16 protein-coding genes are annotated in these 16,983 nt (G+C 74.5%); 13 read left to right on the forward strand and 3 right to left on the reverse strand.

Annotated elements, in window-relative coordinates; translation table 11 throughout:
• Positions 1 to 59: 59 nt before the first annotated feature.
• On the reverse strand, positions 60 to 1,286 hold the full coding sequence (locus FHX73_RS19535; protein WP_145906219.1) for a phosphodiester glycosidase family protein: 1,227 nt from the start codon (positions 1,284 to 1,286) through the stop codon (positions 60 to 62).
• A gap of 188 nt (positions 1,287 to 1,474) precedes the next feature.
• On the opposite strand from FHX73_RS19535, the gene FHX73_RS19540 reads away from it, so the two are divergent.
• From FHX73_RS19540 to FHX73_RS19585, 10 genes are all read left to right on the forward strand, one after another.
• Positions 1,475 to 2,278 carry a TIGR03936 family radical SAM-associated protein gene (locus FHX73_RS19540; protein ID WP_145906220.1) on the forward strand — a complete coding sequence of 268 codons (804 nt, stop codon included), beginning with the start codon at positions 1,475 to 1,477 and terminating at the stop codon, positions 2,276 to 2,278.
• Positions 2,279 to 2,701: 423 nt separating this feature from the next.
• Positions 2,702 to 6,091 carry an Rne/Rng family ribonuclease gene (locus FHX73_RS19545; RefSeq protein WP_246213601.1) on the forward strand — a complete coding sequence of 1,130 codons (3,390 nt, stop codon included), beginning with the start codon at positions 2,702 to 2,704 and terminating at the stop codon, positions 6,089 to 6,091.
• Positions 6,092 to 6,349: 258 nt separating this feature from the next.
• Positions 6,350 to 6,664 carry a 50S ribosomal protein L21 gene (rplU, locus tag FHX73_RS19550; RefSeq protein ID WP_145906222.1) on the forward strand — a complete coding sequence of 105 codons (315 nt, stop codon included), beginning with the start codon at positions 6,350 to 6,352 and terminating at the stop codon, positions 6,662 to 6,664.
• Between the two features lie 16 nt (positions 6,665 to 6,680).
• Positions 6,681 to 6,938, forward strand: a complete 258-nt coding sequence (gene rpmA / locus FHX73_RS19555) for a 50S ribosomal protein L27 (protein WP_030309712.1) — start codon at positions 6,681 to 6,683, stop codon at positions 6,936 to 6,938.
• Between the two features lie 94 nt (positions 6,939 to 7,032).
• Complete coding sequence (obgE, locus tag FHX73_RS19560; RefSeq protein WP_145906223.1) at positions 7,033 to 8,508, forward strand: GTPase ObgE; 1,476 nt, start codon at positions 7,033 to 7,035, stop codon at positions 8,506 to 8,508.
• An 88-nt stretch (positions 8,509 to 8,596) separates the two neighbouring features.
• A complete protein-coding gene (proB, locus tag FHX73_RS19565; RefSeq protein WP_211786223.1) occupies positions 8,597 to 9,733 on the forward strand; it encodes a glutamate 5-kinase in 1,137 nt (378 codons plus the stop codon).
• A gap of 83 nt (positions 9,734 to 9,816) precedes the next feature.
• Positions 9,817 to 10,251 (forward strand): hypothetical protein, encoded by a 435-nt coding sequence (locus tag FHX73_RS19570; protein ID WP_425461402.1) that lies wholly within the window; start codon positions 9,817 to 9,819, stop codon positions 10,249 to 10,251.
• A 64-nt stretch (positions 10,252 to 10,315) separates the two neighbouring features.
• Positions 10,316 to 11,587 carry a glutamate-5-semialdehyde dehydrogenase gene (locus tag FHX73_RS19575; RefSeq protein WP_145906224.1) on the forward strand — a complete coding sequence of 424 codons (1,272 nt, stop codon included), beginning with the start codon at positions 10,316 to 10,318 and terminating at the stop codon, positions 11,585 to 11,587.
• 103 nt (positions 11,588 to 11,690) lie between these two features.
• Positions 11,691 to 12,278: an SCO2584 family spore wall biosynthesis protein gene (locus tag FHX73_RS19580; RefSeq protein WP_145906225.1), complete on the forward strand. Its 588-nt coding sequence runs from the start codon at positions 11,691 to 11,693 to the stop codon at positions 12,276 to 12,278.
• Positions 12,279 to 12,343: 65 nt separating this feature from the next.
• Entirely contained in the window at positions 12,344 to 13,414 is a 1,071-nt protein-coding gene (locus FHX73_RS19585; protein ID WP_145906226.1) for an SCO2583 family membrane protein, read from the forward strand.
• Here FHX73_RS19585 and FHX73_RS19590 read toward each other — a convergent pair.
• The gene (locus FHX73_RS19590) at positions 13,392 to 14,516 is read right to left on the reverse strand and encodes a histidine kinase (protein WP_145906227.1); all 1,125 of its coding nucleotides are present in this window, start codon (positions 14,514 to 14,516) and stop codon (positions 13,392 to 13,394) included. The two genes, FHX73_RS19585 and FHX73_RS19590, sit on opposite strands and share 23 nt — an antisense overlap.
• A gap of 63 nt (positions 14,517 to 14,579) precedes the next feature.
• The gene (locus FHX73_RS19595) at positions 14,580 to 15,656 is read right to left on the reverse strand and encodes a M48 family metallopeptidase (protein WP_145906228.1); all 1,077 of its coding nucleotides are present in this window, start codon (positions 15,654 to 15,656) and stop codon (positions 14,580 to 14,582) included.
• Positions 15,657 to 15,829: 173 nt separating this feature from the next.
• On the opposite strand from FHX73_RS19595, the gene FHX73_RS44755 reads away from it, so the two are divergent.
• The 3 genes from FHX73_RS44755 to nadD all read left to right on the forward strand — a co-directional run bounded on the left by FHX73_RS44755 (position 15,830) and on the right by nadD (position 16,959).
• The gene (locus FHX73_RS44755) at positions 15,830 to 15,976 is read left to right on the forward strand and encodes a hypothetical protein (protein WP_170304965.1); all 147 of its coding nucleotides are present in this window, start codon (positions 15,830 to 15,832) and stop codon (positions 15,974 to 15,976) included.
• A gap of 133 nt (positions 15,977 to 16,109) precedes the next feature.
• On the forward strand, positions 16,110 to 16,256 hold the full coding sequence (locus FHX73_RS44760; protein WP_170304966.1) for a hypothetical protein: 147 nt from the start codon (positions 16,110 to 16,112) through the stop codon (positions 16,254 to 16,256).
• Positions 16,257 to 16,344: 88 nt separating this feature from the next.
• Positions 16,345 to 16,959 (forward strand): nicotinate-nucleotide adenylyltransferase, encoded by a 615-nt coding sequence (gene nadD, locus FHX73_RS19600; protein ID WP_145906229.1) that lies wholly within the window; start codon positions 16,345 to 16,347, stop codon positions 16,957 to 16,959.
• Positions 16,960 to 16,983 lie beyond the last annotated feature (24 nt).

Consider the following 16,983-nt stretch of genomic DNA (forward strand, 5'->3'; position numbering starts at 1 on the left):
ACCTTTGCGGGTGAACTCGGTGGCGGGGAGGGCGTGTGGGTGCGGGGGCTGACGGGGGCTCAGTGGGGGGAGAAGACCGCGATGCCGTTGGGGACCGGTCGTTCCTGGTGGTGGTCGAGGTTGTTGCGGGCGGCGACGCGGGTCGTGCCGGGGAGGCGGGTGGCCAGTGTGGCGGACGCGCCGCCGTCCAGGTAGGCGGCGTCGGTGCAGTGCAGGGTGCGGAGCAGGTGGGCCAGTTCGTTGAGGGTGAGTCCGCTGGAGGTGCCCTCGCGGCCGTCGGTGGACAGCAGGCGCAGGGTGCGGCCGGCGTCGGCGATGCCGACCGCGGTGCGGGGGATCGCCGTGGCGTCGTCGAGGCCGGGCGGCACCTGGTGGTCGCGCAGCAGGGGGTAGGCGCCGAGGGCGAAGGCGAAGGGCACCGGGGTGCTGGAGGCGAGCCGGTAGTCGAGGGTGACCGGGGTGCCGGGGGTCAGTTCGCGCAGGGCGCGGGCGCCGGCCTCGCGGCCGAGCAGGACGGTGGTGTCCGGGGCGACGGGGCCGCGGCCGGGAGCGCCGGAGACCGCCGCCACCCGGCCGTGACGCACCCTCACCTCGTAGCTGTCGCCGGTGCAGGGCGCCTCCCGCCGCTCGTCGGTGCCGCACGCGGCGCGGGCCCGGGAGGCGGAGCCCCAGCGCGCGGTGAAGGCCCCGATCGACCCGACGGGCAGGGCGTACTGGTTGAGCCCGCCCAGGGGCAGGTCGCCCCGGGGAGTGCGCAGGTGGCCGCGCAGCTCCAGGCGGCCCAGGCGGGCCCGGCCGTCCACGCCCACGCCGAACACGTCCCGGTCGGTGTCGCCGTCGGGTTCCGTCCAGCCGAAGCGCTGCGCCTCGGGCACCGCGCCCTTGAGCGGCCGGCCGGCGACGAGGGCCGGGCCGGAGGCGGCGCCGGTGGCCTCGACGCCGGGGTGCTGCTCCTCGGTGATGTCGAAGAAGTCGCCGTTGACCGCGGCGGCGGCCCCTGCGTCCCCGGCCATCCGGGAGACCGCCTCCCGGGCGGCGACCGATCCGGGGTACAGCAGGCCGGCGGCCACGCCCGGGTGCGCGAGGTCCGCCGTCACCAGGTGGATCCGCGTGTTGCCGTGCGGCGTGCTGACGGTGAACGCCCGGTAGCCCACGCCGGGCGCCACCGACTCGCGCACCTCGCCGGGCCCGGCCGGCCCGGCGACCGCCTGCTGCGCGCCGGGCTCCGTGCCCAGGGCCGCCGCGACCAGGGCGGCGGTCGCGGCGAGGCGGGTGACGGCTCTCATGTCTCGGTCAGGCGCATGGTGTCATCGTGTCGTCGCCCGTGGTGAGCGTGCATGGCGGGCTGCTCCGGACGCGTACCCTTTGACACTGACGTACGTCCCGGCCGGTCGTGGCCGGGGCCAGGCTTCTGATCGAAGGACTGAGCGAACTGGCACGCCGCACACCGGACGGTCCGCCTCCCGCGCCGACGGTGCAGCGCATTCGGTTGCGCTACACCAAGCGGGGCCGTCTGCGCTTCACCAGCCACCGCGACTTCCAGCGCGCCTTCGAGCGGGCGCTGCGCCGTTCCGAGGTGCCGATGGCGTACTCGGCCGGCTTCACGCCGCACCCCAAGGTGTCCTACGCGAATGCCGCCCCGACCGGGGTGGCCAGCGAGGCCGAGTACCTGGAGATCGGCCTGGCCGACGTCCGGGACCCGGAGGAGCTGCGGGCCAAGCTGGACGAGTCGCTGCCGGTCGGCCTGGACATCATCGAGGCCGTCGAGGTGCGCACGCCGAACTTCGTCGAGCGGCTGGAGGCCTCCCAGTGGGAGCTGCGGCTGCCCGAGGTCAGCGAGGAGCGGGCGGCCGAGGCGGTCGAGCGGTTCCTGGCCACCGAGCGGGTCGAGGTCGAGCGGCGGACCAAGAACGGCGTCCGGGTCTTCGACGCGCGCGGCGCGGTGGCCCGGTTGGAACTGGTCCCGTCGCAGGTCGGGGTTGGTCCGGTCGGGGAATCCACAGCGACCTCCGATGTTCGTACCGGGCAACCCTGTGCGATACTGCGCCTGGTAGTACGACACGCCACACCCGCCGTACGACCAGACGACGTCTTGTCCGGTCTCCGTGCGACGGCCGACCTGGCGCTGCCGGTCCCCGCTGAGGTGACCAGGCTGGCGCAGGGGCCGCTCGACGAGGGGACCGGCACGGTGACCGACCCGCTGGCGCTCGACCGCGCTGCGGCCCCGGCCGTCCCATCGGAGACGGCCGTCGAGCCGCAGGCCGCAGCGTCCGCCTAGCGGGCGGAGCCGGGGGCCGGCCTAACCAACCGGTCCCGTGAGCTCCGGGCCCCCGCGGCTCCCCAGGGGAGCGAGCGTCGTCGCGCACTGGCCGCTCCTGCGTCGGCCGGTCGACCCGCCAACGGGTCGATGGGCCCCAGGAGAACCACGCCGCCCTCGGGCCGGCGGGGCCCGCCCCGGGAGCCACCCTGGGTTGTGGGGCCGCGCAGCTTGGGAAAACCTGAGAACGCTGGTCCGACCAGAAGACTTTCGACACCCCGCAGACGCGGGGCGCCGAGCGAGACTACGAGCCCCTGTGCGGCCTCGCGTCCGCACGGCGGCACCGTGGAGAGTCGGCCAGGGCGCCGAGCGCCCGCGGCCGGCCACTGGTGCCGGGCCGTGCCCGGATGTGGAGCCCGGGGGCCTGACGGGAGATCCACCCGCATGCCTGAGAACGAGAACAACGACGTGCAGACCCCGGCCGGTGAACCGGTCGGCGATGCCGCCCCGCCGCGTCGGCGCCGCCGCGCGGTGTCCCGCCCGGCCGGCACCCCGCAGGGTGCGGCCGAGGCCGTCGAGACCGTGATCCCGGTCGAGACCCCCGCGCCGGCCGCCGAAGCGGTGGCCGAGCAGCCCGCCGAGGCCGCGGCCAAGCCGCGTCGTACCCGCAAGCGCGCCGAGTCGCCCGCCGGTCCGCCGGTCGCCGAGGAGTCGGCCGCCGAGGTCGTGGCCGAGGAGCCGGTGGCCGAGAAGCCGGTTCGGGCCCGGCGCACCCGCAAGCGTGCCGAGGCGCCGGAGACCACCGTCGCCGAGCCCGTGGTCGAGCAGCCCGTCGCCGAGGAGCCGGTCGCCGAGGTCGTGGTCGAGGAGCCGGTGGCCGAGAAGCCGGTTCGGGCCCGGCGCACCCGCAAGCGTGCCGAGGCGCCGCAGACCACCGTGGCCCAGCCCAAGGTCGAGCAGCCCAAGGTCGAGCAGCCCGCCGTCGAGGAGCCCGAGGCCGAGGAGGTCGAGGAGGAGGCCGCCGCCCAGGCGCCCGCCGAGCAGCCCGCCCCCGTCGAGGCGCCGGCCGAGCCCGAGCCCCACCGCACCCGCCGCCGTGCCGTGCGCCCGGCCACCGCGGTCTTCCAGGCACCGGTCTTCCAGGAGCCGAGCGCCTACGTCGCCCCCGCCGCGCCCGCCGCCGCCACCCAGGTGGAGCAGCCGGCCGTCGAGGTCGAGCCGGTCAAGGCCGCCACCGTGTCGGAAGAGGACGAGTACGAGTACAGCGGCGTCGGCCGCCGCCGCCGGGTCCGCTCGGCGGTCCGGGTGAGCCCGCCGGCGAAGGCCGCCGCCAAGGCCGCGGCGAAGGCTCCGGCCAAGGCCGTGGTCAAGGTCGCCGAGCAGCCCGCCGCCGTCGAGGAGCAGCCGCAGGCCGCCCAGGAGCCGGGCCAGGAGTCCGAGGCCTGGGAGGAGGACCGCCCGTCCTCGCGCCGTCGCCGTCGGGGTGGCCGTCGCCGCCGTCGCGGTGAGGCGGAGGAGTTCGAGTCCGCCGAGGCCGCTGCCGAGCAGCCCGTCGCCGAGCAGGCGCAGGCCGAGGAGCTCGACGCGGAGGACGAGGAGGAGGACGGCGACGAGCTGGCGAACGGCCTGTCCTCGTCGCGCCGCCGTCGTCGTCGGCGTCGCCGCAGTGGCGAGGGCGGCGTCGAGACCAGCGAGACCAGCGAGGACGGCGTCCGGACGGTCGTCAAGGTGCGCGAGCCGCGCCGCCGCTCCACCGAGCCGGCGTTCGACCCGGACGAGGTGCAGTCGATCAAGGGTTCGACCCGCCTGGAGGCCAAGAAGCAGCGCCGCCGCGAGGGCCGCGAGCTGGGCCGCCGCCGGGTGCCGATCATCACCGAGGCCGAGTTCCTGGCCCGCCGCGAGTCGGTCGAGCGGGTGATGGTGGTCCGCCAGAACGGCCAGCGCACCCAGATCGGCGTGCTGGAGGACGGCGTGCTGGTCGAGCACTACGTCAACAAGGAGCAGGCCACCTCGTACGTCGGCAACGTCTACCTGGGCAAGGTCCAGAACGTGCTGCCGTCGATGGAGGCCGCGTTCGTGGACATCGGCAAGGGCCGCAACGCGGTGCTGTACGCCGGTGAGGTCAACTTCGGCCAGCTCGGCCACAGCGGTCCGCGCCGGATCGAGTCGGTGCTGAAGTCCGGCCAGTCGGTGCTGGTGCAGGTCTCCAAGGACCCGATCGGCCACAAGGGCGCCCGGCTGACCAGCCAGATCTCGCTGCCCGGCCGCTACCTGGTCTACGTGCCCGAGGGCTCGATGACCGGCATCAGCCGCAAGCTGCCGGAGAACGAGCGGGCCCGCCTCAAGCAGATCCTGAAGAAGATCGTGCCGGACGACGCAGGCGTGATCGTGCGCACCGCCGCCGAGGGCGCCAGCGAGGAGGAGCTCACCCGCGACGTGCAGCGACTGCAGTCGCAGTGGGAGGAGATCCAGAAGAAGGCGGCCTCCGGCAACGCGCCGACCCTGCTGTACGGCGAGCCGGACATGACCGTCCGGGTGGTCCGCGACATCTTCAACGAGGACTTCACCAAGGTCATCGTCTCCGGTGCCGAGGCGTGGAACACCATCCACGGCTACGTCAACTCGGTGGCGCCGGACCTGGCCGAGCGGCTGCAGCGCTGGACCAGCGACGTGGACGTGTTCGCCACCTACCGGATCGACGAGCAGCTGATGAAGGCGCTGGACCGCAAGGTCTGGCTGCCCAGCGGCGGCTCGCTGGTGATCGACCGGACCGAGGCGATGGTCGTGGTCGACGTCAACACCGGCAAGTTCGTCGGCCAGGGCGGCAACCTTGAGGAGACCGTCACCCGCAACAACATCGAGGCGGCCGAGGAGATCGTCCGCCAGCTGCGGCTGCGCGACCTCGGCGGCATCATCGTGATCGACTTCATCGACATGGTGCTGGAGTCCAACCGCGACCTGGTGCTGCGCCGGCTGCTGGAGTGCCTGGGCCGGGACCGGACCAAGCACCAGGTGGCCGAGGTCACCTCGCTGGGCCTGGTGCAGATGACCCGCAAGCGGGTCGGCCAGGGCCTGCTGGAGTCCTTCTCCGAGTCGTGCGTGCACTGCAACGGCCGCGGCGTGATCGTGCACATGGAGCAGCCGACCTCGGTCGGCGGCGGTGGCGGCCCGGTCGGCACCGCGGGCGAGTCCGCCTCCGGCAAGCGCCGTCGCCGGGGCAAGGGCGGGGCCGGGCAGGAGGAGCACGCCGCCGTCGAGTCGGTGGTCGAGGAGCTGCCCGACCGCGCCGAGGACGACCACGAGCACGAGCACGAGGAGTTCGAGCAGGTGCTCCGGGACGAGCCGGTCGTGGGCGAGGAGCCGGAGGCCGCCCCGGCCGCGGTGGTCGAGCAGGCCCCCGTCGTCGAGCAGCCCGCCCAGCCCGAGCCCGCTGCCGAGCCCGCCGCGCCGGCCGGTCGCCCGCGCCGTCGTGCGGTCCGCAAGGCCACGGCTCCGGCCGGTGCCCCGGCGCCCGAGATCGTGGTGCTGCAGTCGCGGGCCGAGGCCGTGATGGAGGCCGCCCTGGCCGCCGCCGAGGCCGCTGCCGAGCAGCCCGCCGCCGAGGCCGCCGAGCCGGTCGTGGAGGCCGTCGCCGAGGAGCCGGCCGCCGAGGAGGCCCCGGCCCCGAAGAAGCGCGCCGTCCGCAAGACGGCCGCGAAGAAGGCCACCACCGCCACCGCCAAGAAGACGGCGACGGCGGCGAAGAAGACCACCGCCCGCAAGACCGCCACCAAGCGGACCAGCGCGGCGGCCAAGAAGGCGGCCGCCGCCGAAGGTGAGTCGGCGGCCGAGTGACGCCCGGGTGACCGTGGGGCGGGCTCCGAGCCCGCCCCACGGTCACGCGAACGGACCGGCCGGCCCGGCGCCCGGCTCGCCCGGTTTGCCCATGGGGCGGCCGGTCCGTATTCTTGACCCTCGGCGTGTCTACGCCACGCTCCCGAGCACCTCACCTCCCGAGCCCTTCATCCGAAGGTCAGGGGGAGGCCCCTGTGTCCGTACCCAGGTGGCTGGCATCGGCGAGTTCCGTACCGAGTAGTGGAAAGCAGGTACCGCATGTACGCGATCGTTCGCGCCGGCGGCCGCCAGCACAAGGTCGCCGTGGGCGACGTGCTGGAGATCGACCGTGTTGACGTCAAGCCGGGTGACTCGGTGGAGCTCGCGACCATCCTGGTCGTCGACGGTGAGGCCGTCACCTCCGACCCGTGGGTGCTGGCCGGCGTGAAGGTTCACGCCGAGGTCGTCGACCACACCAAGGGCGAGAAGATCACGATCCTCCGCTACAAGAACAAGACCGGCTACCGTCGGCGCCAGGGTCACCGTCAGCGCCACACCGCCGTCCGCATCACGAGCATCGACTCCGCGAAGTAAGTAAGGGGATAGCGAGATGGCACACAAGAAGGGCGCAAGCTCTACCCGGAACGGCCGCGACTCGAACGCCCAGCGCCTCGGCGTCAAGCGCTTCGGCGGCCAGGTCGTCAGCGCCGGTGAGATCCTGGTCCGCCAGCGCGGCACCCACTTCCACCCGGGTGCGGGCGTCGGTCGCGGTGGCGACGACACCCTGTTCGCGCTGACCGCCGGTGCGGTGCAGTTCGGCACCCGTCGCGGCCGCAAGGTCGTCAACATCGTGGCCGTCGAGGCCTGATCCAGCGTCACCGCTGGATCCCTGCAGGGTGGGCCGGGTTTCCGGTCCACCCTGCGTGTTTTTCCCGACCCCTCGCCAATGGGAGGCACCGCTCATGACCACCTTCGTGGACCGCGTCGAACTGCACGTCGCCGCGGGTAACGGAGGCCACGGCTGCGCCTCCGTACACCGGGAGAAGTTCAAGCCGCTCGGCGGCCCGGACGGCGGCAACGGCGGTGAGGGCGGCAGCGTCACCCTGGTGGTGGACAGCCAGATCACCACGCTGCTCGACTACCACCACTCGCGCAGCCGCAAGGCCGGCAACGGCAAGCCCGGCGCGGGCGGCCACCGCACCGGTGCGCTGGGCGAGGACATCGTGCTGCCGGTGCCGGACGGCACCGTGGTGCTGGACCGGCAGGGCAACCTGCTGGCCGACCTGGTCGGCCACGGCACCTCCTTCATCGCCGCCGCCGGCGGCCGCGGGGGCCTCGGCAACTCGGCGCTGTCCTCGGCCCGCCGCAAGGCCCCCGGATTCGCGCTGCTCGGCGAGCCGGGCGAGGTCCGCGACATCGTGCTGGAGCTCAAGTCGGTCGCCGACGTGGCCCTGGTGGGCTACCCGAGCGCCGGCAAGTCCTCGCTGATCTCGGTGCTCTCCGCCGCCAAGCCGAAGATCGCCGACTACCCGTTCACCACCCTGGTGCCGAACCTCGGCGTGGTCACGGCGGGCGACAGCGTCTACACCATCGCCGACGTGCCCGGGCTGATCCCGGGCGCCAGCCAGGGCAAGGGCCTCGGCCTGGAGTTCCTGCGCCACGTGGAGCGCTGCAGCGTGCTGGTGCACGTGCTGGACTGCGCCACCCTGGAGCCGGGCCGCGACCCGCTCACCGACCTGGAGACGATCGAGGCGGAGCTGGCCCAGTACGGCGGCCTGGAGGACCGGCCGCGGCTGGTCGCGCTCAACAAGGTGGACGTGCCGGACGGCCAGGACATCGCCGACCTGACCCGGGCCTCGCTGGAGGAGCGCGGCTACCGGGTATTCGAGGTCTCCGCCGCCTCCCGCAAGGGCCTGCGCGAGCTGAACTTCGCGCTGGCCGGGATCGTCGCCGAGGCCCGGGCCGCCAAGCCGGTCCAGGAGTCCACCCGGATCGTGCTGCGCCCGACGGCCGTGGACGACGCCGGCTTCACCGTCACCGAGGAGGACGGCGCCTTCCGGGTGCGCGGCGTCAAGCCGGAGCGCTGGGTGCGCCAGACCGACTTCAACAACGACGAGGCCGTCGGCTACCTGGCCGACCGGCTGGCCCGCCTCGGTGTCGAGGACCAGCTGTGGAAGTCCGGCGCGCACGAGGGTGACACCGTCATCATCGGCCCGGACGAGAACGCCGTGGTCTTCGACTGGGAGCCGACCATGGCCGCCGGCGCCGAGATGCTCGGCCGCCGCGGCGAGGACCACCGGTTCGACGCCCCGCGCCCGGCGGTCGACCGCCGCCGCGAGAAGCAGAAGGGCAAGGACGCCGCCGAGGCCGAGTACGAGGCCTTCGAGGCGCTCTCCTCCGGCCGCCCGGCCGAGCTCGGCGAGGACGAGGACGAGTAGTCCATGCGGTGAAACGCAATGTGGTCCGGCCCGGTTCATCGCGTAGATTGCGCGGGGAACCGGGCCGGATGAGCAAGAGGGACGAGCGATGAGCGAGCAGACACTGCGTCAGGACGTGCTGACGGCCCGTCGGATCGTGGTCAAGGTCGGCTCCTCCTCGCTCACCACGGCCGCCGGCGGGCTGGACGCCGACCGGGTGGACGCCCTGGTGGACGCGCTGGCCCGGCGGCTCGACGAGGCCGACCCGCCGGAGATCGTGCTGGTCTCCTCCGGCGCCATCGCGGCCGGGCTGGCCCCGCTCGGGCTGGACCGGCGGCCCAAGGACCTGGCCCGCCAGCAGGCCGCGGCCAGCGTCGGCCAGGGCCTGCTGGTGGCCCGCTACACCGCCTCCTTCGCCCGCTACGGGCGCCGGGTCGGCCAGGTGCTGCTGACCGCCGAGGACGCCAGCCGCCGCGCGCACTACCGCAACGCCTACCGCACCCTGGACCAGCTGCTGGCGATGGGCGCCGTGCCGGTCGTCAACGAGAACGACACGGTCGCCACCGCCGAGATCAAGTTCGGCGACAACGACCGGCTGGCCGCGCTGGTCGCCCACCTGGTCCGGGCCGACCTGCTGGTGCTGCTCTCCGACGTCGACGGCCTCTACGACGGCGACCCGAGCAAGCCCGGCACCCAGCGGATCGCCGAGGTGAGCGGTCCGCAGGACCTGGCGGGCGTCGAGATCGGCAGCGCGGGCAAGGCCGGGGTCGGCACCGGCGGCATGGTGACCAAGGTCGAGGCCGCCCGGATCGCCACCGGCGCGGGCATCCCGGTGGTGCTCACCGCCGCCCGGCACGCCGCCGACGCGCTGGCCGGCCGCCCCACCGGCACGCTCTTCCACCGCACCGGCTCGCGCAGCGCCGACCGCCTGCTCTGGCTGGCGCACGCCAGCACCCCGCGCGGCGCGCTGCACCTGGACGAGGGCGCGGTGCGGGCCGTGGTGGAGGGCGGCAAGTCGCTGCTCCCCGCCGGGGTGACCGGGGTGGACGGGGAGTTCGTGGCCGGTGATCCGGTGGACCTTCTTGCCGAAAACGGCCACATCGTGGCCCGTGGCCTGGTCAACTTTGATGCGAGGGAGCTGCCGCGCCTGCTCGGAAGGTCGACGCGGGACCTGGCCCAGGAGCTGGGCGCCGCGTACGAGCGCGAGGTCATCCACCGGGACGACCTGGTCGTGCTGCGCGGCTGACGGACCGTCGGCTGCGGTCCGTCCGGGCGGCCGCACGGCGGAGCGCCGGTCCGGCCCCGATCGGCGTCGAACGGGAGGACGCGGTGGTACTCGGGCGCGACCAAGCGCGGACGGGGGCGACGGGGGCGACCGTCCGCCAACTGCATCCCCGGCGGGAGCCGCCGGGGGAACCGGAGCAGGGCCGGCTGTGGCACGTGGTGCTGAGCCTGGCCGGCCAGGTGACCCCGCTGGCCGCACTGAAGAGCGGGCTGGAGCAGCTGGCGCACGACCACTCGTTCTTCCTGACGGCCCGTTACGCCGCCGACCACGCCGAGATCCGGTACTGGGAACAGGCCCGCGACCTGCACGACGCGGCGGCGATCGCGCTGCGGCTGTGGGGCGAGCACCGCACCAGCGCCGGACTGCCCGCCTGGGAGATCGTCGGCCTGGAGGTGATCGACCGGGCCACCTACCACCAGCGGATCGCCGAGGGGTTCGGCGAACCCGGCGGTCAGCTCGGCGGGGTGCACCCCTACTGATACTGACCGTCTCACCGGGTGAAAGGCGGCGGGCGGGCGGGCCGGCAGTCGTTAGGCTTCGGCCATGACGACCACTGACAGCCCCGTCCTCGCCACCGCGCGGCGCGCCCGTACGGCCGCCGCCGCACTCGCCCCGCTGCCGCGCTCGGCCAAGGACGCCGCGCTGCTGGCGATCGCCGAGGCGCTGACCGCGCGGGCCGCCGAGATCACCGCGGCCAACGCCGAGGACGTCGAGCGGGCCCGGGCGGCCGGCACCGCGGACTCGGTGATCGACCGGCTGGCGCTGACCGAGCAGCGGATCGCCGCGATCGCCGAGGACGTCCGCCGGGTGGCCGGGCTGCCCGACCCGGTCGGCGAGGTGCTGCGCGGCTACACCCTGCCGAACGGGCTGGACGTGCGTCAGGTCCGGGTCCCGCTGGGCGTGGTGGGCATCATCTACGAGGCCCGGCCGAACGTCACGGTGGACGCGGCGGCGCTCTGCCTGAAGTCCGGCAACGCGGTGCTGCTGCGCGGCTCGGGCTCCGCGTACCGCTCCAACACCGCGCTGGTCGAGGTGCTGCGGGACGCCGTCGAGGGCGCCGGGCTGCCGGCCGACGCGGTGCAGCTGGTGCCGGGCGAGAGCCGCGACTCGGTGACCGAGCTGATGCGGGCCCGCGGCCTGGTGGACGTGCTGATCCCGCGCGGCGGCGCCTCGCTGATCAAGGCGGTGGTGGAGGGCTCCACCGTGCCGGTGATCGAGACCGGCACCGGCAACTGCCACGTCTACGTGGACGCCCAGACCGACCTGGCGATGGCCGTCGGCATCCTGCTCAACTCCAAGGCCCAGCGGGTCAGCGTGTGCAACGCGGCCGAGACCCTGCTGGTGCACAAGGACGTCGCCGCGCAGTTCCTGCCGCTCGCGCTGGCCGCGCTGGCCGAGGCCGGGGTGACGGTGCACGGCGACGAGGCGGTGCGCGCGCTCGCCGCGGGCACGCCCGCCACCGTGCTGCCGGCCACCGACGAGGACTGGGCCGCCGAGTACCTCTCGCTGGACCTGGCCGCCGCCGTGGTGGACTCGCTGGACGCCGCCGTGGAGCACATCCGCCGCTGGTCCTCCGGGCACACCGAGGCGATCGTCACCACCTCGCAGGCCGCCGCCCGGCGCTTCACGCAGCTGGTGGACTCGACCACCGTCGCGGTCAACGCCTCCACCCGGTTCACCGACGGGGGCGAGTTCGGCTTCGGCGCCGAGATCGGCATCTCCACCCAGAAGCTGCACGCCCGCGGCCCGATGGGGCTGCCGGAGCTGACCTCGACCAAGTACATCGTGACCGGCGACGGGCACGTGCGGGGTTAGTGGCGGGCCGTCAGCGGCTGACCGGAGCAACCGGGTCCACCGGCGGGCGTTCCAAGTGCCGGGAGCCACAGACAAATCGCCCGACCGGTAATACGCTGGCCCCGTGGCTGAGGATGTGGGGGACTCGCCGTACTCCGACGGCGACGACCACGGTGCTGCGGACGACGAGTTCGCCACCGTGGTCCTTGACGAGGCGTTCGTCCGCTCCGCCGCGGTGCACGAGCCCAGCGCGCGAGAGCGTCAGATGGCCGCCGCCGAGGCCCGGAACGAACCGGAGCCGGGCGGCGCGGGCCGGGCCCGCGAACCGGCCGCCGAGCGCTACGACGGGCTGCCGCTGGAGCTGCGCCCGCACCCGGCCGGCCGCGAGGACGACCGGATCTACACCGAGCCCTGGGTCGGCTCCGGCTACGGCCGGGCCCGCCGCCGGGCGGCCCGCTGGCCCGGCTACGGCGCCCGCTCCGCCTCCCGGGGCCAGATCGCCCAGCAGCGCTGGCACCGGCCGCTGGCCTGGGTGCTGGTGATCGTGATGGGCGTCAGCCTGGTGGCGATCGCGGTGGCGGCCGTCTACCGCGGCGCGGGCAACGGCACCGGCCGCCGACCGGTGGTCGGCACCAGCGGTCCGGCCTCCCCGGCGGCCACCGCGGCCCGGGCCGATCCGGTGCTCCCGGCCGTCCCGCAGCCCACCGGCTGAGGCCGTTCCCGGAAGTTGCCGCCAAGGCCTCGTTCCGGGCCGGTGACGGGCTCTACCCTGGACTCATGGGTGACCCGGGTGAGCCTCCGGAGGGTGCGCCCGAGGGCGGTTCCGGAAGCGATGACGAGTACCGATCCGTCGTCTTCGACGAGTCGTTCGTCCGTGCTGCCCGGATCACCGAGCTGTCGGCCGACGAGCGGCTCGGCGGCGCGCCCCGGGCGATCCGGCACAAGCTGGGCCTCGGCCTGCTCGCCTCGTTGCCCCGGCAGGCGCTGACCCTGCTGCTGCTCATCGTGGTGGCCTTCGGCGCCGCCGTGTACTTCGGGGTGACCGCCCCGCAGCAGGAGGCTGGCGGCCCGGTCGGCCAGCAGCTGACCAGCGAGCTGACCGCGCTCAGCCCGCCCGGCGGCACGGTCGTGGCCGCCGACCCGAGCAGCCCGTTCGCCAACCTCTCGGCGGCGGCGGGCTACGCGGACGGCAGCGCCGGCTTCGGCCTGCCTGCCGCCCGCACCGGCACCGCCCACTTCACCCAGAGCCAGGTCGCCGCCGCGGTGGACACCGTGCGGCGCTACCTCGTCGCCTCCGAGCTGACCCAGGTGGTGCTGGCGCAGGGCGAGACCGGGCCGGTGCGGGCGCTGGTCACGCCGGGGGAGCAGGGCCAGTTCGACCAGAGCGTGGACGCGCCCGCCGACGACCAGCACCACAGTGCGACCGGCTGGATGGTCCGGTTCGACCCGATGAAGGTGTCGCTGGCCAGCGACACGGTCAAGGTGGCCGGCAGCGTGGGCGTGCACGAACTCGACCCCTCCACCCTGGAGCTGACCGCCGACCACACCCTGGTCTACGCCCTGCGCCCGGCCGGCGCCTCGGTGACCGGCCCGGTGACCCTCTACACGGTGCGCCGCGAGGTGCGCTTCGACCTCGACCGCAGCGACGTGCTGGACGGCCAGCTGCGGGTGGTGGACGTGGCGCAGCAGGCCGGGCCGAGCGCCTGCGGCGTGGCGCAGGCCGAGTACCTCCAGCCGCTCGCCCCCGGGCCGGTGGCCGCCGCCGCCCAGCCCGGCGCGGTGAACCCGGGCGACCGCTCGCAGCCGGCCTGGCAGGGCTGCGCGGTCATGGGCGGTCCGACCGGCTGACCGCCGGCAGCCGCACCACCAGGCACGCGCCGGGCGCCCACCCGGGCTCCCCGGCGGTGGCCGTGCCGCCGAGCGCGTGCACCGCGGTGCGCACCAGGGCCAGGCCGGCCGTCCGGTCGCCGTCCGGCTCGACCCGGCCGTCGGCGGCCACGGTGAGCACGGCCAGTCCGCCGGCCCGGCGCAGGCTCGCGGTGACCCCGCTGCGGGCGTGCCGGACGGCGTCGTCCAGCAGCCCGCGGACCACCCGGGCGAGCAGCACCTCGCGACCACGCACCGTGACCGGCGCCAGCTCGCCGGTGAACGCCAGCCCCGGGGCGGTCCGGGCCCGCTCGGCCAGCTGGGCGGCCACCAGGTCGTGCAGCTCGACGGTGCGCTCCGACGGCAGCAGGCCGTCGCCGGGCAGCGGGTCCGCGGCGGGCGGCGGGGCAGCGGCCGTGGCGGGCCCGGACTCGGCGGCCCGCCGACGCAGCGTCAGACCGGCCGCCGTCCAGGCGAGCGCGGCGGCCAGCACCGAGAGCGCGGGCGTGGCCACCCAGCCGAGCAGTGCGGTGACCCGCTCGCCGGCCCGCTCGGCGGGCAGCGGGTCGATCAGCACGTAGACGGTGAGCTGCCCGGCGGTGAGGCTGCGCAGGAACTGGTAGGGGCCCTCGCCCAGGGCGGCCGAGCGGGCGTTCGGCGCACTGCCCGGGGGGTAGCTCACGGTGACCGTGTCCGGGGCGAACAGTCCGGGCGCCCCCGGCCCGGGCGGCTGCGGGGCGATCGGCGGCAGCTGCACCACCGGGTCGAAGGAGCGCGGATCGGTCAGGCCCACCGAGCGCACCCACTGCCCGTCCGGTGCGACCAGGGCGTAGGCGAAGCCCGGGTACTCCGGGCCGGGAGCGCCGGGGAGCCTGGCGGAGACGTCCTGCAGCGCGGCGAACGCCCGGTCGGCGGCGGCCTGTTCGTGCTGGCCGCGCACGCTGCGCCCGACCCAGGCGGTGCCCGCCGTGCAGGCCAGTGCCGAGGCGAGCAGGGCGGCAGCGGCGGCCCGGAGCCGTACCCCGTGGCCGCCCGGCCGTTCCCCGCTGCCGGCCCGCTGCCGGGCGACCCTCAGTAGGCGCACCAGTTGAGGATAGGTCAGCGGGCCGCGGCCCCCGGGAGGGGGCGGCGGCCCGCGGCCGGGCGGCTACTTCTCCTCGCCCTCCTCCTGGCCGGTGCCGTTCTTGCCGGCGCCGGTGAAGGTGTCGCGCAGCTTGCCGCCCACCGAGCCGGCGCCGTCCGCGATGTCGCGCAGCAGCGAGAACAGCGGGTCCTTGCTCTCCTTGATCGACTTCCCGTAGGAGTCGGCGGCCGCCCGCCACTGCTCGCCCACCTTGGCCTGCGGGTCGTCGCCCCGGCGCGGGTAGGCGCCGGCCATGATCGAGCGGTACTCCTCGCTCTCCGACCACTGCTTGAGCTTGGCCACCCGGACCACCGCGAACGGGTGGGACTGGGGCAGCACCTGGAGCAGCTTGAGCACGCCGTCGCGCAGGTCGCCGGCCTTCTCGTACTCCTCGGCCTGCTCCAGGAAGGCGTCCACGTTCATCTCGCCGAGGTTGTGGCCGCCGGCCAGCTTCATCAGGCCGCGCATCGAGGCCTGCGGGTCCTGACCCACCAGCAGGCCGGCCCGGTCGCAGGAGAGTTCGGCCTTGCGGAACCACTCCTTGAGCGCGGTGACCAGGGCCATGATCGCCAGGTTGCCGAGCGGCACCCAGCCGATCCGGCTGGCCAGGTTGGTGAGGATGAGCAGCATCGTCCGGTAGACCGCGTGGCCGGACATCGCGTGCCCGACCTCGTGGCCGATCACGGCCCGCAGCTCCTCCTCGTCCAGCAGCTCGACCAGGCCGGTGGTCAGCACGATCACCGGGGCGTCCATCCCGATGCACATCGCGTTGACCCTGGGGTCCTGGGTCACGTACAGGTCCGGGACCTGCTCCAGGTCGAGCACGTAGGCGGCGTCCCGGACCATGTCGAACAGCTCCGGGTACTGGCGCTCCGAGGTCTTCACCGCGGTGGCCAGGAACATCAGCCGCACGCTGCGCTCGGAGACCAGGCCGGCCAGTTTCTTCAGCACGTCGTCGAACCCGGTCAACTTGCGCAGGGCGACCAGCGCGGACCGGTCGGCCGGGTGCTCCCAGGCGCGGGTGGAGATCTCCGGGAACCGCTGCCGGCGGCGGCTCGGCACCTTGTCGGCCGGGCCGGCGGCTCGGGTGGAATCGGTCATGACTGCTGCGTCCCTCTCGACTCGACTGTGATGACTCTCAACGCGCGACCGCCGCCGGACGTCCCCCGCAGGGGTGGCCGGGGGCGCGCACCAGGGGTGGTGCACCGGGCCGGTGTGAAGGCGGCCTAAGCTGGCCGCCCGAAAGAAAGACGCACCCTCCGAGGAGCCCGCCGATGTCCCCCGCCACCCTGGTGTCCCTCGCCGCACCGATCTCCGGCGGCCCCGGTCCGGGCCTCTTCCTGCGTCTGGTCGTGATCGGTTCGCTGGTCGGCGTCGTGCTGCTGGCCTGGATCCTGCTCCGGGCCGGCCGCGACAACTGACACCTCACCTGGAGTCAGACGCGGGGAGCCGCCGCGCGGTTGCGTGTAGGGGCCCCGTACGATGAGCGCGCGGGTCGCCCCGGTCCCGGGACCCGCGTCCTGGCCCCCACCGAGTCGAGAAGGCCCTGCCGACATGACCTCAAGCGCCCTGCCCGCCCTGACCTCCCTGGCCGAGGGCTCCAACCACTCCAGCCTGAACCCGCTGCTGACCGGTGGCAGCGCGCTGTTCATCCTGCTGCTGCTGCTCTTCATCACCACCCGCTTCAACCGCGACCGCTGAGCCGCCGCCCGGCCGCTCGGAGCACCCGGGAGCACCGGGCGCTCCGCGGTCGGCTGCCCGTTCCGTTCGTCGCGTAAGGTGTGGCGGCATGACGGGAGAGAGCAGGCCGCAGCGGCGCAGGCGCCTCGGGGTGATGGGCGGGACCTTCGACCCGATCCACCACGGCCACCTGGTGGCGGCCAGTGAGGTGGCGAGCGCGTTCCACCTCGACGAGGTGGTCTTCGTGCCCACCGGGGAGCCCTGGCAGAAGAGCGACCGGACGGTCTCGCCGGCCGAGGACCGCTACCTGATGACGGTGATCGCCACCGCCGAGAACCCGCAGTTCTCGGTCAGCCGGATCGACATCGACCGCGGCGGCCCGACCTACACCGTGGACACCCTGCGCGAACTGCGGGCCCAGCACCCCGGCGCCGACCTGTTCTTCATCACCGGCGCGGACGCGCTCTCCCAGATCCTCTCCTGGCACGACGCCGACGAGTTGATCTCGCTGGCCCACTTCATCGGCTGCACCAGGCCGGGCCACACCCTCACCGACCCAGGGCTGCCGGCCGGCGGCGTCTCGCTGGTCGAGGTGCCGGCACTGGCGATCTCCTCCACGGACTGCCGGATGCGGGTGGCCAAGGGCGAGCCGGTCTGGTACCTCGTGCCGGACGGAGTGGTGCGCTACATCGACAAGCGCGCGCTCTACCGGGACGCCGGCTGAGCCGGCCGACCGGCGATCAGGACA

Origin of the sequence: Kitasatospora viridis, assembly GCF_007829815.1 — a bacterium.
In the GTDB taxonomy this organism is placed as follows: Bacteria; Actinomycetota; Actinomycetes; order Streptomycetales; family Streptomycetaceae; genus Kitasatospora; species Kitasatospora viridis.

What these genes read in the sequence shown, in the direction of transcription:
- FHX73_RS19535 (WP_145906219.1), bottom strand. Translation starts at nt 1,286, where the DNA reads ATGAGAGCCGTCACCCGCCTCGCCGCGACCGCCGCCCTGGTCGCGGCG.
- FHX73_RS19575 (WP_145906224.1), top strand. Translation starts at nt 10,316, where the DNA reads ATGACGACCACTGACAGCCCCGTCCTCGCCACCGCGCGGCGCGCCCGT.
- FHX73_RS19595 (WP_145906228.1), bottom strand. Translation starts at nt 15,656, where the DNA reads ATGACCGATTCCACCCGAGCCGCCGGCCCGGCCGACAAGGTGCCGAGC.
- FHX73_RS19585 (WP_145906226.1), top strand. Translation starts at nt 12,344, where the DNA reads ATGGGTGACCCGGGTGAGCCTCCGGAGGGTGCGCCCGAGGGCGGTTCC.
- obgE (WP_145906223.1), top strand. Translation starts at nt 7,033, where the DNA reads ATGACCACCTTCGTGGACCGCGTCGAACTGCACGTCGCCGCGGGTAAC.
- FHX73_RS44755 (WP_170304965.1), top strand. Translation starts at nt 15,830, where the DNA reads ATGTCCCCCGCCACCCTGGTGTCCCTCGCCGCACCGATCTCCGGCGGC.
- nadD (WP_145906229.1), top strand. Translation starts at nt 16,345, where the DNA reads ATGACGGGAGAGAGCAGGCCGCAGCGGCGCAGGCGCCTCGGGGTGATG.
- FHX73_RS44760 (WP_170304966.1), top strand. Translation starts at nt 16,110, where the DNA reads ATGACCTCAAGCGCCCTGCCCGCCCTGACCTCCCTGGCCGAGGGCTCC.
- FHX73_RS19545 (WP_246213601.1), top strand. Translation starts at nt 2,702, where the DNA reads ATGCCTGAGAACGAGAACAACGACGTGCAGACCCCGGCCGGTGAACCG.
- proB (WP_211786223.1), top strand. Translation starts at nt 8,597, where the DNA reads ATGAGCGAGCAGACACTGCGTCAGGACGTGCTGACGGCCCGTCGGATC.
- rpmA (WP_030309712.1), top strand. Translation starts at nt 6,681, where the DNA reads ATGGCACACAAGAAGGGCGCAAGCTCTACCCGGAACGGCCGCGACTCG.
- rplU (WP_145906222.1), top strand. Translation starts at nt 6,350, where the DNA reads ATGTACGCGATCGTTCGCGCCGGCGGCCGCCAGCACAAGGTCGCCGTG.